The sequence below is a fragment of the Streptomyces sp. JJ38 genome (genome assembly GCF_019303475.1).
In the GTDB taxonomy this organism is placed as follows: Bacteria; Actinomycetota; Actinomycetes; order Streptomycetales; family Streptomycetaceae; genus Streptomyces.
The window spans coordinates 15991-31253 of sequence record NZ_JABLSI010000037.1; the positions used below are offsets into that span (position 1 = coordinate 15991).

A 15263-nucleotide genomic window follows, 5' to 3' on the forward strand; every position below is an offset into this window, starting at 1 on the left:
CATGCTCTCGCTGACCGTCTTCCTCCCGCTGGCCGCCGCCGCCCTCCTGCTGGCCTGGCGCGCTCTGCCCGAGGCGGCCGTGCGGTGGCTGTGGGTCGCGGTCTCGGCGGTCGAGGTGGCGCTCGTCGCGGCCCTGTGGGTGACGTACGACGGCCCCGGCATCGACCACGAGACCGACCGGCCGTGGATGCCCAGCGCGGGCGCGGGTTACCACATCGGCGTGGACGGGCTGTCCCTGCCGCTCCTCGCGCTCACCGCCGTCGTCTTCCTCGCCTGCGCCGTCCACTCGCTGTCCGGGCAGCGCGCCGTCCGCCGCTTCGCGGCGCTCTTCCTCGCTCTGGAGACGACCTGCCTCGGCCTGTTCGCCGCGCTCGACCTGATCCTGTTCTTCCTCTTCTTCGACCTGTCCATCGTCGGCATGTACCTCGTCATCGCGGGCTGGGGGCACGGCAGCCGGGCCGCCCGCTCGGCGCTGGTCTTCTTCCTCTACACCTTCCTCGGCTCGCTCGCGCTGCTCCTCGGGTTCATCGGCCTGTACGCCGCCTCCGACCCGCACACCTTCGACATCGCCGAACTGACCGCCGCCCCGCCGCTGGAAGGCGGCGCCGCGGGCACGCTCGTCCTGGCCGCGATCGCGGTGGGCCTGGCCGTCAAGACCCCCGTCTTCCCCTTCCACACCTGGCTTCCCCCGGCCCACACCGACGCCCCGGCCGCGGGCTCCGCCGTCCTCGCCGCCGTCCTGCTCAAGATGGGGACCTACGGCTTCGTGCGGATCGCCATGCCGATCCTGCCGGGCCCCTGGCGGGACTGGGCTCTCGTCTTCGTCGTCGCGGGCGTCGTCTCGGCCCTCTACGGCGCCCTGGTCGCCCTGGCGCAGCGCGGCTTCAAGCGGATGGTCGCCTACACCAGCGTCAACCACATGGGGTACGTCCTGCTCGCCCTCGGCGCCGCCGGACTCCTCTCCGGCGCGGACGAGCAGGCCCGCACCACCGCCGTCACCGGGGCCGTCGTCCTGATGGTCAGCCACGGGCTCGTCACCGGCGCGCTGTTCCTGCTCTCCGGGGTGCTGTGGGACCGCGGCGGCACCTACGACATGGGCGCCTGGGGCGGCCTGGCCGGAGCCATGCCCCGCTTCGCCGCCCTCACCGCCGTCGCCGCCTTCGCGAGCCTGGGCCTGCCGGGCTTCAGCGGCTTCGTCGCCGAGTTCCAGGTCTTCGCCGGGAGCCTCGGCCCCGCCCCCGTGGCCACCGCTCTCGCCCTCCTGGGCATCCTCGTCACCGCCGGCCTGTTCCTGTGGGCCCTGCACCGGGTGTTCCTCGGGCCCCGGCGCGAGCCCCGGCCCGTCGACGCCGACCTGCGCCCGGCCGAACTGTCCGCCGTCACCCCGCTGCTCGCGCTGTCCCTGCTCGTCGGCGTCCTGCCGCGGGAACTGCTGGACACCGTCGAACCCGCCGCGCGCACGGCCGTCGGCCTCCTCGCCCGGTGACGCCGCGATGCACGACAACGACCTCCTCGCCCTCATCCCCGAGGTCCTGCTCCTCGCCGGTGCCGTCGCCACCCTGCTCACCGGCTCGTTCCTGCCGCGCCGACGGCAGTGGATCGCCCGGGCCCTCGCCGCCGCCGCACTCGCCGCCTCCCTGACCGCCGCCGCCGTCCAGGCCCCCGGGGACGACCGCACCGTCTACGCCGGCACCTACGCCCTCGACGGCGCCAGCGACGCCGCCCGCGTCATCGTCCCCGCCGCCGCGCTCACCGTCCTCGCGCTGGCCGGCGGGCGGGTGCGCGGTGACCGGCGCGAGGCCGAGTTCTGCGCCCTCGTGCTGCTCGGCTCGCTCGGCGCCGTCCTTCTGGCGGGCGCCTCCGACCTGCTGCTCCTCGCCGTGGCCTACCTGCTCGCCTCCATCCCCCTCTACGCGCTCGCCGGCTGGGCCCGGGACCCGCGCGGAGCCGAGGCCGCCCTGAAGCTCTACCTCCTCGGCGTCCTGCTGGGCATCACCATGATGTTCGGCGCCGCCCTCCTGTACGGGCTCGGTGGTGCCACCGACTACGCGGCGCTGGCCGAGGGGCTCGCCGACGCGCCCGGCGCCGCCCTGGCGGTGGGCACGGTGGCGCTGCTGTCCGGCCCGCTGTTCAAGGCCGGGAGCGTCCCCGTCCACTTCTGGGTCCCGGACGCGGCGGCGGGGGCGACGGTCCCGGCCGCCGCGTTCCTCACCACCGTCCCCAAGATCGGCGGTCTGCTCGCCCTGTACCGGGTGGTGTCCGTCCTGCCTGAGCAGGCCGTCGACTGGCGGCCGCTGCTCGCCGTGCTCGCGGCGGCCACCATGACCCTCGGCAACCTCGCGGCCTTCGCCCAGACCGACCCGCTGCGGCTCCTCGGCTACTCCACCGTCGCCCAGGCCGGTTACCTGCTCATGGCCGTCGCCGTCGCCCAGCGCCCCGGCGCCCTCCGCGCGCTCCTGCTCTACCTCGCCGCGTACGCCGTCACCAACCTCGGCGCCTTCGCCGTGGCCGCCGCGCTGCCCCGCCTGCGCACCCTCGCCGCCTACCGCGGCCTCGGACGCCGTCGCCCCTGGCTCGCCGCCGCCCTCACCGTGTGCCTCCTGGGGCTGGTCGGCACCCCGCCGACCGCCGTGTTCACCGGCAAGCTGACCGTCTTCTCCGCCACGTGGGACGGCGGCATGGTCTGGCTCGTCGTCACCGCCGCCGTGAACACCCTCGCCAGCCTCTTCTACTACCTGCGCTGGATCGCCCCGGCGCTGTCCTCGGGCGCGGACGCCGACCGGGAAGGGGCCGGAAACGCGGACGGCGACGTGGGCGGTGAGACGGGCGGTGACGCGGACGGCGTGACGGTGGCCGGCGTGCGGCCGGATCGCGGGGCGGCGGGCACCGCCGTCGCGGCGGCGGCCGGGTCCGTGATCCTGGGGGCGGGCGCGGGCCCGGTGCTCTCCGCGCTCTCCGACACGTTCGTCCGCTGAGTTCGCGCGCACGCGGTCGTGCGAGCCCTCCCTCAGGCGAGGGCAGTGAGCAGTTCGCGCTCGCGTCCGGCGCTCAACCCCGCACGCCGGGGCCGGTCCAGGCCCTGCTCGCGCTCCCAGCGCAGGGTGTCGGCCAGGGGCTCCGCGCGGGGGCGGTGCCGCAGGCCCGCGGCCCGGGCGGCGGCGCCGCTGTCGGACCAGCCCTCCCGGCCCGGCTTGACGAGCCACATGGGCGGTGACTCGGGCCCCAGGTACTCGGCCACCCCGTGGGCGAGCAGACGTGCGGAGTCGACGGCGGCCACCGGCCCGGTGTGTCCGCCGACGGCGCGGGAGAGCCGGATCCGGGCCGCGACGGACGAGACGCACGTCCGGTGCCGGGCCCGCGCCCCAGGGCGTCGAGCGCCCGGCGGACGAACAGCGGCTGCCAGGACACCTCGACGACGGCATCCCAGGTGCGGTCGAGGAGCGGCGTGTACGCCGAGGGGGCGCGGCGGTCGGCGGCGACCAGCGTCGCGCACTCCGCGCCCTTGCCGCTCTCGCCGCGCGCGAGGCACGTCACCCGGCGACCGCGTGCGAGCGCCTGTCGTGCGACGTCCCGGCCCAGCCGTGCCGTACCGCCCAGCACCAAGATCTCATCTCGCCACCCAAGCACGGCGCGCCGCGGACCTCCAGTCCGGTTCGCTCAAGGCCGAGCACGGTTTCCGGCGGGCGGGGCGGTCACGTGGTGAGCGCCACATGGCCGGAAAGACCCGGCTGTTCGGGAGGGCCAGGGGGCCGCGTCGGCCACGGGGAACGCGATGGCGCAGGTGATCGGGTGTGGCGTGCGCCCGGGACGAGCGCCCACGCGCCCCCCGGACGTGGCTTGTCATGGGCTGTTCGAGCCGACTACTGTCACCACGCCTTGGTGAACGGGAAATCCGGTGCGAAACCGGTGCGGCCCTCGCCACTGTGATCGGGAAGTCCGGCTCCGGCCCCCTGCGGGCAGCCACTGGGTCCCCGGACCCGGGAAGGCGGAGCACGGGCGGTGGAACCCGTGAGCCAGGAGACCGGCCGAGGCACGTCGTCCATCCACGAGGTGCTGGAGAGGGTCTGCCAAGCCATGCACATAGCCGAGGGATTTCTTCCTCCGGTGCACGCCGTCGCCTGGGGCGTCGCGGCCGCACCGTTCGTCGTCCACGGAGTCCGGTCACTGACCCGTGAGGTCAGGGAACATCCGGAGAGCACGCTGCTCCTGGGGGCCTCCGGGGCCTTCACGTTCGTCCTGTCCGCGCTCAAGCTGCCCTCGGTGACCGGGAGCTGCTCCCACCCCACCGGTACGGGGCTGGGCGCCATCCTGTTCCGGCCGCCCATCATGGCGGTCCTGGGCACCATCACCCTGCTCTTCCAGGCACTGCTGCTGGCCCACGGCGGCCTGACCACGCTCGGCGCGAACATCTTCTCGATGGCCATCGTCGGGCCGTGGGCGGGGTACGCGACGTACCGGCTGCTGCGGCGCTACGACGTGCCGTTGATGGGTGCCGTGTTCTGCGGAGCGTTCGTCGCCGACCTGTCCACGTACTGCGTCACCAGCGTGCAGCTCGCGCTGGCGTTCCCGGATCCGGGCAGCGGCTTCCTGGGCGCGCTCGCCAAGTTCGGCGGGGTGTTCGCCGTCACCCAGATTCCGCTCGCGGTCAGCGAGGGGCTCCTCACGGTGCTGGTGATGCGGCTGCTGGTGCAGTCGAGCAAGGGTGAGCTGACCCGGCTCGGCGTGCTGCTGTCCGGTCAGCGCGCGAAGAACGGGAACGCCGGGAAGGCCGAGGACGAGGCGGTGACCCGATGAGCCGGAACGCGAAGATCAACAGCCTGCTGCTGCTCGTCGTCGTGGCGCTCGCGGTGCTGCCGCTGGCCCTCGGCCTCGGAGACCACAAGGAGGAGCCGTTCACCGGCGCCGACGGCGAGGCCGAGACGACGATCACCGAGATCGACCCGGACTACGAGCCCTGGTTCTCCCCGCTGTACGAACCGCCCTCCGGTGAGGTCGAGTCGGCGCTGTTCTCCCTCCAGGCGGCGCTGGGCGCGGGCTTCCTCGCCTACTACTTCGGCCTGCGGCGCGGACGGCGTCAGGGCGCCGAACGGGAACGGGCCGCCGCTGCCGCCGGGCCGAGCGGTTCCGGGCCGAGCGGTACCGGGCCGAGCGGTACCGGGCCGAGCGGTACCGGGCCGAGCGGTTCCGAAGAGCACGCCACCGGGCAGGGCTGACCCGCGTGCTGCCGATCGACGCGGCGGCGCACAGCAGCCGCTGGCGGCGCCGCCACCCGGTCGACAAGGCCGTCCTCGGGCTGGGACTGACCGCCTTGGCCATCTCCCTGCCGCCCTGGCCCGGCGCCGCCCTGGTGCTGCTGACGGCTCTGGCCGTGCTGCTCGGGCCCGCGGGGGTGCCGGGACGGCGGCTGTGGCGGGCCTACCGGGTACCGCTGGGCTTCTGCGTCACCGGCGCGCTCACGCTCCTCGTCGAGGTCGGCGGGCCCGGAGGGCTCCTCGCCCCCGCCGAGGGCGGCGCGGTACGGGCGGGCGAGCTGCTGCTGCGGACCTCGGCCGCCTCGCTCGGGGTGCTGCTGGTCGCGTTCACCACGCCGATGTCCGACCTGCTGCCCCGGCTGGTGCGAGCCGGGGTGCCCGCGCCGGTCGTCGACGTCGCGCTGGTGACGTACCGCATGAGCTTCCTGCTGCTGGACGCGGTGCGCCGGATCCGGCAGGCGCAGGCCGCGCGGCTCGGGCACACCACGCGGGCGGCCGAGTGGCGGTCGCTGGCCGGGCTCGGCGCCACCGCGTTCGTCCGCGCCTTCGACCGGGCGGCGCGGCTGCAGAACGGGCTCGCCGGACGTGGGTACGACGGCACGCTGCGCGTGCTCGTGCCCGAGGCCCGGGTCTCCGTCCCGTTCGTCGCCGCGAGCGTGGTGCTGCTCGCCGTGGTCGTCGCCGTCACCCTCGTCCTGAAGGGGCTCCTGCCATGACCGAAGCCGTCCTCGTCGCCCTGCGGGGCGCGTCCTTCGCCTACGAGGACGGCCCGACCGTCCTCAGCGGGCTCGACTTCGCGGTGCGGGAGGGGCGGGCGCTCGCGCTGCTCGGCCGCAACGGCAGCGGGAAGACCACGCTGATGCGGCTGCTCAGCGGCGGCCTCCGCCCGCGCGACGGCGAACTGACGCTCCGGGGGCGGGCGGTGACGTACGACCGCAAGGGGTTGCTGCGCCTGCGCACGACCGTCCAGCTGGTCGTCCAGGATCCGGACGACCAGCTCTTCGCCGCCTCCGTCGCCCAGGACGTGTCCTTCGGCCCGCTCAACCTGGGCCTGCCCGACGAGGAGGTGCGGGCGCGGGTCGACGAGGCCCTGGCGGCGCTGGACATCGCCGGCCTGGCCGACCGGCCCACCCATCTGCTCTCCTACGGCCAGCGCAAGCGCACCGCGATCGCCGGCGCCGTCGCCATGCGGCCCCGCGTCCTCATCCTGGACGAGCCGACGGCGGGGCTCGACCCGGACGGTCAGGAGCGGCTGCTGGCCACGCTGGACGGGCTCCGCTCGGGTGGCACCACGGTCGTGATGGCCACCCACGACGTCGACCTCGCCCTGCGTTGGGCCGACGACGTCGCACTGCTCACCCCGTCCGGGGTGCGCACCGGACCCGCGTCCGAGACGCTGGGCCGCACCGAGCTCCTGACGGAGGCGGGGCTGCGGCTGCCGTGGGGGATCGCGACGGCGCGACTGCTGCGCGAGCAGGGGCTGTTGAGCGAGGCCGACACGGGACCGCGGACGGCCGAGGAGCTCGCCGCGCTGTCCGCCGCGCTCGCCGGACCGAGACCGCCGGCGGAGGCCTGACCGCACGTCCCGTCCCCCCGGCCCGTGCCGGGGACGTGGGGCCGACGGGACGTCGCCATGCCAGAGGCATACACCACTGGCACACCCCTGTCGCCCGGGGCGGCATGGCGTGCGAGTTCGCGCGGGCGTTAAGGTGCGGTTGTTTTCGACGGTGCGCCGGCCTCGGCCGGTGACGGGGGCCGTCCACGTGCGGAGCGTTCCGCGCGGACCACTGCCGGCATCACCGGCCCGTGCTCGCGCACTTCGCCGCCCGGTACCGGCCCCCGGTGTTCGCGCGGTGCGTTTCACCGCACCTCCAGTGAGGAGAGCTGCAACACGTGAATGGCATACGGGGCCGCGGACTTGTGTGTGGGTGCTGTGAAAGTCCGGCGGCCGGGTGAGCACGTCGATGGCGGCTGAGAATCCCCGACCCCCGCGGTTATGGCACCCCGCCGGTCTCCGTCTCCGCGCCCGGTCCAGAGCTGCTCCAACGGGTCTGAAAAGTTTCGTTCATGACCTCAGTTTGGACATTCACCAGCGATTTGTTGCAAGGTGTTGTGGCGCAAAGTCACGTACCGCTACCCGAGGTGCCGACTGCCCCCGCAACGCTGTGCCACCCCACCCCCCATCCCCCAACACAGCTAGGCGTTCACGCGTGTTATTGACCAGGACCCGGGCTCCTCGCGAGGGGGCCGCGACGTGACGATCAGCCGCCGCCTCGTACTCCTCGTCTCCATCCCGCTGGCCGTGGCGCTGGCCTTCGCCGTGCTGGGCCTGGTGCCGGCGACCACCCAGACCATCCAGGCGCACCGGCTCACCACGATGGCCGAGGTCGCCGGTTCCGCGGCCAGACTGACCCACCGGCTGCAGGACGAACGCACCGCCGCGACGGCACTGGTGGCCGGCGAGAGCGAGGCCAGGGACTTCGCCGAGCGCGCGGGCGAGACCGACGCCGCCGTCCGCGACTTCCGTGCCCGCAGCGCCGACCTGTCCTCCGTGCCGGGGAAGGCCCAGAGCGCGCTCCAGCGCGTCGAGAGCTCCCTGGAGCACCTTCCCTCGCTGCGAGCCCAGGCCCGCTCCGGGAACAGCTCGCTCTCCTCGCTTGCCTTCGGCTACCGGATCGCCGTCGCCGACCTCATCGACTTCCGGGACGGCATCGCCCTGTCCGACGGCGTGTCCGCGACCACCGCCGACCACATCCGGGCCGCGGCCTCCCTCTCCCGCGCGGGCGAACACCTGGCCCGGCAGCAGGTCGTCGTCCTGCGGGCGATGTCCAGCGGCGGCTTCACCCCGGCGTCCAAGCGGTCCTTCGAAGCCACCCGGCTCGGCTACGCCGACTCCGTCCGCGTGCTGTTCGACATCGGCAAGCAGGAGTGGCGCACCTGGTTCGAGTCCACCCTCTCGGGCCCCGAAACGCTGGCCGCACGCGGTCTGGAGGACCGGGCCGGCCGGGCCGAGCCGGGGCGGGAGCTGGGCATCCCCGGCGGCGACTGGCAGAAGGCGACCGCCGAGCGGATCGAGCTGCTGCGAGTCATCGAACAGCGGGTGGGGGTCGACGTCCACCAGGACGTCGTCGACTCCCGGGACGCGCTCGCCTGGTGGGCCGTCGCACAGGTCGGCCTGGTGCTGCTCACGCTTGTCGTGGTCGTGCTCATCGCCGTCCGGTCGGGACGGCTGATGATCCGCCGGCTGCGGGACCTGCGCAACGCCGCCCACGACGTCGCCCACGTGCGCCTCCCGAAGGTGGTGACCGAGCTCTCCCAGCCGGGGGCCCTCAGCGGGGCGAGCCCCGAGGAGATGGCGATGGCCTCCGGCCGTCCCGTCACCACGACCGGCAGGGACGAGATCGGCGAGGTGGGCGAGGCGTTCAACGCCGTCCACTACGAGGCGGTGCGGCTGGCGGCCCGACAGGCGCTGTTCCACGAGAAGTTCGCCGAGACGCTCGTCGGCGTCGCCCGCCGGGGTGCCCAGCTCACCAGCGTCATGGTCACCGAACTGGACGCCGTCCAGCGCGACGAGGCCGACCCCGAGCGGATGAAGGCGCTCTTCGCCCTCGACCACCTCGCCGTACGCATGGAGCGCAACACCAACAACCTGCTGGTGCTCGGGGGTTACGGTCACGGCCGGGTCCGCGTCGACGACGTGCCCTGCTCCACCGTGATCGTCGCCGCCGCGCAGCAGATCGAGCGCTTCGACCGGGTCGAACTGGGCATCGTCGAACCCGGGATCGGCATCGCCGCCCGCGTCGTGCACGATGTCGCCCACATCCTCGCGGAGCTGCTGGACAACGCCACCCGGTACTCCCCGCCGGACAAGCGGGTCGGCGTGGCGGTCTGGCGGCTGTGGGACCGGGCCGTCCTGCAGGTCGTCGACGAGGGTGTGGGCATCAACGCCGATCGGCGCGCCCGGCTCAACGCGGCCCTGGCCGAGCCGCCGACCGAGCTCGGCGACGTCCGGTCCATGGGCCTGCACGTCGTCGCCCGGCTGGCGGCCCGCCACGGCATCTCCGTCGAACTGCGGGACTCCGCGGGGCCGGGCACGATCGCCGAGGTCACCCTGCCGCACTCGGTACTCGCCGACGTCTCCGCGAAGGAGGCGGCGCGCGAGGAGGCGGCCCTGCGGCCGCTCATCGCCACCGCCAGCCGGGAGACGACCGACGAGCGGGCCACCGTGGCGGTGGCCGCCGTAGGAGCCCGGAACGCGTCCGGCGGGGGGACGGCCGACGCGTCCGGCGGGGGGACGACGAGCGACGATTCCCGCAAGGGGACGACGACCGGGGTGCGCGGCACGGGGCGGCGGGACGAGCCCGCCGAGCGCACCACCGGCGGCACGGACACCCCGGCCACCGGGCGCGGGCCCGGCGGGGCCCGGCGCACCCCCGGCCCCGACCCCGCGGCGCAGCGCGTGACCCGCTACAGCGCCGCCGGGCTGCCCGTACGACAGCGGCGCGGCGTGCCGGACCGGCCCGGACCGGGCCGCCGGGGCGACGACACCCTCCTGCGCCCCGCCGCTGCGGCCCGCCCGGCCAAACCGGCGCCGCGGCAGCGTGACTCGCGCCAGATCTCCGACGTCCTGGCGGCCTACACCCAGGGGATCAACCGCAGCACCAGCCGCCGCCAGCGACCCACCGGCGCGGAGACCATCCGTTCCGGCACCGACGACCACTCCAACGGAGCTCCCAGATGACCACGTCCACCGCCGACCTGAACTGGATCCTGGGCGACTTCGCCCGGCACCTCCCGGAGGTCACCCAGGCGATCGCCGTGTCCGTCGACGGCCTCGCCCTGGCGTTCACCGGTGTCGAGCGCGACGACGCCGACCGGCTCGCCGCCATCGCGTCCGGCCTCGTCAACCTGCTCTCGGGAGCCGCCCAGGTCCTGCGCACCGACCCGGTGGAACACAGCTTGACCGCGATGGAGGGCGGCTACATGTTCTCCATGGCGGTCTCCAGCGGGGCCTCCCTCCTCGTGACCACCACCCGGGACGCGGACATCGGGGAGGTCAGCTACCGGATGGCGGAACTGATCAACCAGGTCGGCGACGCCCTGTCCCCCGAGATCCGGGACGGCCGGCAGCCCGCCTCCTGACCCTTCCCACGTCGGTCTGCCACCCCCCCCAGCAGCCCCAGCGGAAATGACCCCCCGAAGACGCACCTGGAGCCTCCCCATGCCCTCGACCGCTCGCCCAGCCCACCGCGCCAGAACCCGCACCGCCGCGGCGGCGGCGCTGGTCCTGGCCCTGACCGCCGCCACCGGATGCAGCAGCGACAGCGGAGACTCCGGCGGCGACACGGTCAAGGTCGGGCTGTTGGTCTCCCTCTCCGGCACCTACAAGACCGTCGGCACCGACATGCGGGACGGCTTCCAGCTGTACCTGGACACCCACGGCGGCAAGCTGGGCGGCCACGCGATCGACCTCGTGGTGGCGGACGAGGGCGACGGGCCGCCCACTGCGCTCCCCGCCGCCACCAAGCTGGTCAAGAAGGACAAGGTGGACGTCCTCACCGGCGTCGTCGGCGGCGGCTCGGTGAACGCCGTCCTGCCGCTGGTGGACCAGTCGCGCATACCCTTCATCGGCTCCAACGCGCGGCCGACCGTCGAGAACGTCGAATACGTCTGGCACACCAGCTACTTCTCCGACGAGCCGGGCGAGGCCATCGCGGAGTACGTGGCGAGCGAGACCGACGGGCCCGTCTACGCCATCGGCCCCGACTACCAGGGCGGTCACGACGAACTGCGCGGCTTCACCGACGCGTTCAAGAAGGCCGGGGGCGAACTGGCCAACCCCGAGGGGAAGACCACCTGGACCCCCTTCCCGACCACCACCAACTTCACCCCCTACTTCTCCGACATCGCCGCGTCGGACGCCGAGGCCGTCTACTGCTTCTACGCCGGCAAGGCCGCGATCGACTTCGTCAAGCAGTACGCCAAGTCCGACATCGCCGACGTGCCGCTGTACGCCGCGGGGTTCCTGACCGAGGGCAGCGTCCTGCCCGCCCAGGGCAAGGCGGCCGAGGGCATCAACTCCGTCCTCAACTACGCGGCGGACCTGGACAACGACGCCAACCGGAAGTTCGTCGCCGACTGGACCGCCCAGCACGACGCGCCGCCCACCACCTTCGCCATGGCCTCCTACGACGCCGCCGCGGTGCTCGACAAGGCCATCGCCAAGGCCGACAAGGACGGCGACGTCACCCCCGAGACCATCAACAAGGCCATCGGATCGCTCGGGCAGATCGACAGCCCGCGCGGCCCGTGGGAGTTCAACCAGGACACCCACGCGCCGGTGCAGAAGTGGTACCTGCGCGAGGTCCGGCCGGACGGCGAGAAGCTGGCCAACGTCATGGTCCAGGACCTGGCGACGCTCGGCGGCTGACGTGGACGTCCTGGACGCCCACCTCGTGCCGGCGGTGGACGGCGTGGCCTACGGGCTCCTGCTGTTCGTCGTCGCCGCCGGCCTGAGCCTGGCCTTCGGCACGGCCGGGGTGCTGAACCTCGCCCACGGGACGCTGTACGCGGTCGGCGCCTACACCGGCGCCCACTTCGGCGACGGCACCTGGGGCGGGTTCCTCCTCGGCCTCGCCGCCGGGACGACCGTCGCCTGCCTGGCCGGGGCCCTGTTGTCGGCGGCCACCGCTCCGCTCGCCCGGCGCGGCCATCTCGCCGAGGCGCTGCTGACGTTCGGCCTCGCGCTGATCGGCGGCAACCTGCTCGTCGAGCTCTTCGGCGCGGACGAGATGCCGGTACGCGTGCCCGAGGCCCTGGACGCCTCCGTCTCCCTCCTCGGCCACCGCTACCCCGCCTACCGGCTCGGGTTCATCGTCATGGCCGTCGTGCTCGCCGGGGCCGGCACCTGGGCGCTGACCCGCACCCGGGCCGGTGCGGCCGTCCGGGCCGCGGCGGACGACCCGCAGATGCTCGCGGCCACCGGCTTCAGCCCCCGGGCCGTCCACACCGGCGTGCTCGCCGTGGCCGGCGCGCTCGCCGGTGCCGCCGGGGTGCTCGGCGCGCCGATCATCGGTCCCGGGCCGGGCGCCGCCGAGACGGTGCTCATGCTCTCGCTCGTCGTCGTGGTGCTGGGCGGGCTGCGCTCGCTGTGGGCCACGCTCCTGGCGGCCCTCGCCGTCGGCGAGGTGCAGACGCTGGGGGTGTCACTCGCCCCGGACTGGGCGCCCTACCTGCTGTTCGCCGCGATGGCGGCGGTGCTGATCCTGCGTTCCCGGCTCACCCTGGAGCCGCGGTCGGCGCCCGCGTCCGGCCCGGAACGCGGCGGCCCCGGCCCCCTCGCCCGGTTGCGGCGGCACCTGCCCGGGAGCCAGCTGACGGGGCGGCCTCGGCCTGGGCGACTGTGGCGTGAGCGGCTGCGGCCCGAGCGGACGAGGGCGGCCGACGACGGCCGGTGCGCTCCCGCGCCGTCCTCCGCCCGCCGGACGACCCCGCTCGTCCTCTCCACCCCGGCGCCCCTCCGACGGGCGCTGCCGTCCCTGGGACTCCTCGGGCTCCTCGCCGTCCTGCCGCTGACGCTGGACGCCTACGCCGTCTCCCTCGTCGGCTACGCCCTCGCGCTGGGGCTGCTCGCCGTCAGCGTCACCGTCCTGACCGGCTACGCGGGACTGCCGACCCTCGGCCAGACCGCGCCGTTCGCCGTGGGCGCCTACGCCACCGCGCTCCTGGCCGACGCCGGGTGGACGACGGGTCCGCTGCTGGTGCTCGTGGCGGCGACCGGCGGGGCGCTCTTCTCCCTGCTGACCGGCCCCGCCGTCATCCGGGCCCGCGGCACGACCGTCTTGATGATCACGCTGGCCATCGGCGAGCTCACGGTCATCGCGATCGACCAGATGCGCTGGCTCACGGGCGGCACCGACGGCTTCGTCGGCTTCGCCCCGGTGCGCTGGCTGTGGTTCACCGAGCCGCTGACGGACGAGTTCGCCGTCTACGGGTACGCGCTCACCGTCGCCGCCGTGGCCGTCGCCCTGACCCTGCTCGTCCTGCACTCACCGGCCGGCCGGCTGCTCACCGGCGTCCGCGCCGCCGAGGCCAGGATGCGGGCCTCCGGGCACCCCGTGGGGCGCTACCTGCTGACGGCCTACGTCGGCGCGGGCGCCCTCGCCGGGGTCGGCGGCTCCCTCATGGTCACCGTGCGCTCCTACGTCTCCCCGGCCGACGTCGGCTTCGAGATCGCCGCCTTCGCCCTGCTCGCTGCCGTCATCGGGGGCACCAGTTCGGTGCCGGGAGCGCTCCTGGGCGCCGGGCTGATCGTCATGACCCGCGACTGGCTCGCCGGGGCCTGGCCCGGGCACGGGCCCCTCGTGCTCGGCGTGCTCTTCGTCGCCGTCGTCTACCTGCTGCCGCGCGGGCTCGCGGGGCTGCGCCCGCCGCGCGGCCCGCTCCGGGTGCGGGCGACGGCGCGGCCGGTGGGGAAGGCGGTGTCGTGACGTCACCGGTCCTTGAACTCGACGGTCTCACCCGCCGGTTCGGTAGCCTGGCCGCCGTCGACGGGGTCGGCCTCCGGCTGCCCGCGGGCGCCCGCCACGCCCTTGTCGGCCCCAACGGTGCCGGGAAGACCACTCTGCTCAACCTGATCGCCGGAACCGACCGGCCCGGGCGTGGAACCGTCACCCTCGACGGTCGCGACGTCACCCGGGCCGGGCCCGCCCGGCGCAGCCGTCTCGGTATCGCCCGCAGCTTCCAGCAGCCGCGCGCCATCGGGGAGTTGACGGTGCTGGAGAACGTGGTGCTGGCGGGCTGGCGGCACCACGCACACGGCCCCGCCCTGTGGCGTCGGCCGGCGGCCCACCGCCGCCTCGCGCGGGACGCCCGCGGCCGGCTCGACGCCGTCGGGCTCGGCTCACACGCGGGGCGGCCCGCCGCGGACCTCTCCCACGGCCAGTGCCGCCTGCTGGACCTCGCCGCCGCGCTCATGGGGGCGCCCCGGCTGCTGCTGCTCGACGAGCCCGCCGCCGGGCTCACCGACGCGGACCTCCCGCGGCTGCTCGACGTCCTCGCCGCCCTGGCCGACGACGTCGCGGTCCTCCTCGTCGAGCACCACACGGGCGTCGTCGCCGAGTTCGCGGACACCGTCACCGTCCTGACCGCCGGGCGCGTCCTGGTCACGGGACCCACCCGGGAGGCTCTGGCCCACCCCGCGGTGCGCGGCGCCTACCTCGGCACGCCCGGCGACGCACCGCGAGCCGAGGAGCACGGCCGATGCTCGAACTGACCTCGCTGACCGCCGGATACCACGGCGGTACCGTCCTGCACGGCCTGGACGCCGAGGTCCCGGCCGGGGGCGTGCACGCCGTCGTGGGCCACAACGGCGCGGGCAAGACCACCCTCGTCCACGCCGTGGCGGGCCTGCTGCGGCCCGGCTCGGGCACGGTGCGGCTGGACGGCACGGACGTCACCGGCTGGCCGCCGCACCGCGTCGCCCATGCCGGCATCGGCCTCGTGCCCCAGGGGCGCCGCGTCTTCGGCTCGCTGACGGTCGCGGAGCACCTGCTCCTGGCCCACCGCCCCCGGCGCCGGGCGGGCGCGGTGGGCGGCGAGTGGGGCATCGGGCGGGTGCTCGACCTGCTGCCCCGCCTCGGCGAGCGGCGCGGCCACCGCGGCGGCGAACTCTCCGGCGGGGAGCAGCAGATGCTCGCCCTCGCCCGGGCACTCCTCGGCTCGCCGCGGGTGCTGCTGCTCGACGAGCCGACCGAGGGGCTCGCCCCGGGCCTGACCCGACAGGTGCACGCCCTCGTCGGAACCCTCGCCGCCGAGGGGCTCGCGGTGCTGCTGGTCTCCCCGAGCCCCGAGTCGGCCGCGGCCTGTGCGGACACGGTGACGGTCCTCACCTCGGGCCGGGTGACCGCCCGGTTCGACGGCGCCGAGGTGCGCGCGGACCAGGCGGCCCTGCGCGAGGCACTCGCCCTGGCGCCCCTGCGCGCCGAGGGCTGAGCGGGCGCGGGAACCCCG

Annotated in this window: 12 protein-coding genes, 1 pseudogene and 1 riboswitch; of the genes and pseudogenes, 12 read left to right on the forward strand and 1 reads right to left on the reverse strand. The window is 74.8% G+C overall.

The genetic code is table 11. The features are described from left to right. Position 1 precedes the first annotated feature (1 nt). On the forward strand, positions 2 to 1486 hold the full coding sequence (locus HPT28_RS19560) for a NuoM family protein (RefSeq protein ID WP_219092451.1): 1485 nt from the start codon (positions 2 to 4) through the stop codon (positions 1484 to 1486). A 7-nt stretch (positions 1487 to 1493) separates the two neighbouring features. Continuing rightward, positions 1494 to 2975 (forward strand): NADH-quinone oxidoreductase subunit N, encoded by a 1482-nt coding sequence (locus HPT28_RS19565; protein WP_219092452.1) that lies wholly within the window; start codon positions 1494 to 1496, stop codon positions 2973 to 2975. 32 nt (positions 2976 to 3007) lie between these two features. Here HPT28_RS19565 and HPT28_RS19570 read toward each other — a convergent pair. Next, a pseudogene (locus HPT28_RS19570) lies at positions 3008 to 3627 on the reverse strand (hypothetical protein). Between the two features lie 233 nt (positions 3628 to 3860). Then, a riboswitch (cobalamin riboswitch) is annotated at positions 3861 to 4045 on the forward strand. 29 nt (positions 4046 to 4074) lie between these two features. Here HPT28_RS19570 and HPT28_RS19575 point away from each other — a divergent pair. The 10 genes from HPT28_RS19575 to HPT28_RS19620 all read left to right on the forward strand — a co-directional run bounded on the left by HPT28_RS19575 (position 4075) and on the right by HPT28_RS19620 (position 15245). Further along, a complete protein-coding gene (locus HPT28_RS19575; RefSeq protein WP_219092480.1) occupies positions 4075 to 4794 on the forward strand; it encodes an energy-coupling factor ABC transporter permease in 720 nt (239 codons plus the stop codon). Continuing rightward, the gene (locus HPT28_RS19580; protein ID WP_219092453.1) at positions 4791 to 5213 is read left to right on the forward strand and encodes an energy-coupling factor ABC transporter substrate-binding protein; all 423 of its coding nucleotides are present in this window, start codon (positions 4791 to 4793) and stop codon (positions 5211 to 5213) included. Before HPT28_RS19575 ends, HPT28_RS19580 begins: the two co-directional genes overlap by 4 nt. 5 nt (positions 5214 to 5218) lie before the next feature. Continuing rightward, positions 5219 to 5968 (forward strand): cobalt ECF transporter T component CbiQ, encoded by a 750-nt coding sequence (gene cbiQ, locus HPT28_RS19585; RefSeq protein WP_219092454.1) that lies wholly within the window; start codon positions 5219 to 5221, stop codon positions 5966 to 5968. Then, positions 5965 to 6828 carry an energy-coupling factor ABC transporter ATP-binding protein gene (locus HPT28_RS19590; RefSeq protein ID WP_219092455.1) on the forward strand — a complete coding sequence of 288 codons (864 nt, stop codon included), beginning with the start codon at positions 5965 to 5967 and terminating at the stop codon, positions 6826 to 6828. Before cbiQ ends, HPT28_RS19590 begins: the two co-directional genes overlap by 4 nt. Positions 6829 to 7506: 678 nt before the next feature. Then, a complete protein-coding gene (locus HPT28_RS19595) occupies positions 7507 to 9993 on the forward strand; it encodes a nitrate- and nitrite sensing domain-containing protein (RefSeq protein ID WP_219092456.1) in 2487 nt (828 codons plus the stop codon). Then, complete coding sequence (locus HPT28_RS19600) at positions 9990 to 10394, forward strand: roadblock/LC7 domain-containing protein (protein ID WP_219092457.1); 405 nt, start codon at positions 9990 to 9992, stop codon at positions 10392 to 10394. The genes HPT28_RS19595 and HPT28_RS19600 overlap by 4 nt, the downstream gene beginning before the upstream one ends. A gap of 79 nt (positions 10395 to 10473) precedes the next feature. Continuing rightward, complete coding sequence (locus HPT28_RS19605; RefSeq protein ID WP_219092458.1) at positions 10474 to 11682, forward strand: ABC transporter substrate-binding protein; 1209 nt, start codon at positions 10474 to 10476, stop codon at positions 11680 to 11682. A gap of 1 nt (position 11683) precedes the next feature. Next, positions 11684 to 13741, forward strand: coding sequence for an ABC transporter permease (locus HPT28_RS19610; RefSeq protein WP_219092459.1), 2058 nt, complete (start codon positions 11684 to 11686; stop codon positions 13739 to 13741). Beyond that, a complete protein-coding gene (locus HPT28_RS19615) occupies positions 13738 to 14526 on the forward strand; it encodes an ABC transporter ATP-binding protein (protein WP_219092460.1) in 789 nt (262 codons plus the stop codon). The genes HPT28_RS19610 and HPT28_RS19615 overlap by 4 nt, the downstream gene beginning before the upstream one ends. Then, positions 14514 to 15245 (forward strand): ABC transporter ATP-binding protein, encoded by a 732-nt coding sequence (locus HPT28_RS19620; RefSeq protein ID WP_219092461.1) that lies wholly within the window; start codon positions 14514 to 14516, stop codon positions 15243 to 15245. The genes HPT28_RS19615 and HPT28_RS19620 overlap by 13 nt, the downstream gene beginning before the upstream one ends. Positions 15246 to 15263: the final 18 nt, after the last annotated feature.

What these genes read in the sequence shown, in the direction of transcription:
- HPT28_RS19575 (WP_219092480.1), top strand. Translation starts at nt 4,075, where the DNA reads ATGCACATAGCCGAGGGATTTCTTCCTCCGGTGCACGCCGTCGCCTGG.
- HPT28_RS19600 (WP_219092457.1), top strand. Translation starts at nt 9,990, where the DNA reads ATGACCACGTCCACCGCCGACCTGAACTGGATCCTGGGCGACTTCGCC.
- HPT28_RS19560 (WP_219092451.1), top strand. Translation starts at nt 2, where the DNA reads ATGCTCTCGCTGACCGTCTTCCTCCCGCTGGCCGCCGCCGCCCTCCTG.
- HPT28_RS19605 (WP_219092458.1), top strand. Translation starts at nt 10,474, where the DNA reads ATGCCCTCGACCGCTCGCCCAGCCCACCGCGCCAGAACCCGCACCGCC.
- HPT28_RS19590 (WP_219092455.1), top strand. Translation starts at nt 5,965, where the DNA reads ATGACCGAAGCCGTCCTCGTCGCCCTGCGGGGCGCGTCCTTCGCCTAC.
- HPT28_RS19565 (WP_219092452.1), top strand. Translation starts at nt 1,494, where the DNA reads ATGCACGACAACGACCTCCTCGCCCTCATCCCCGAGGTCCTGCTCCTC.
- HPT28_RS19580 (WP_219092453.1), top strand. Translation starts at nt 4,791, where the DNA reads ATGAGCCGGAACGCGAAGATCAACAGCCTGCTGCTGCTCGTCGTCGTG.
- HPT28_RS19620 (WP_219092461.1), top strand. Translation starts at nt 14,514, where the DNA reads ATGCTCGAACTGACCTCGCTGACCGCCGGATACCACGGCGGTACCGTC.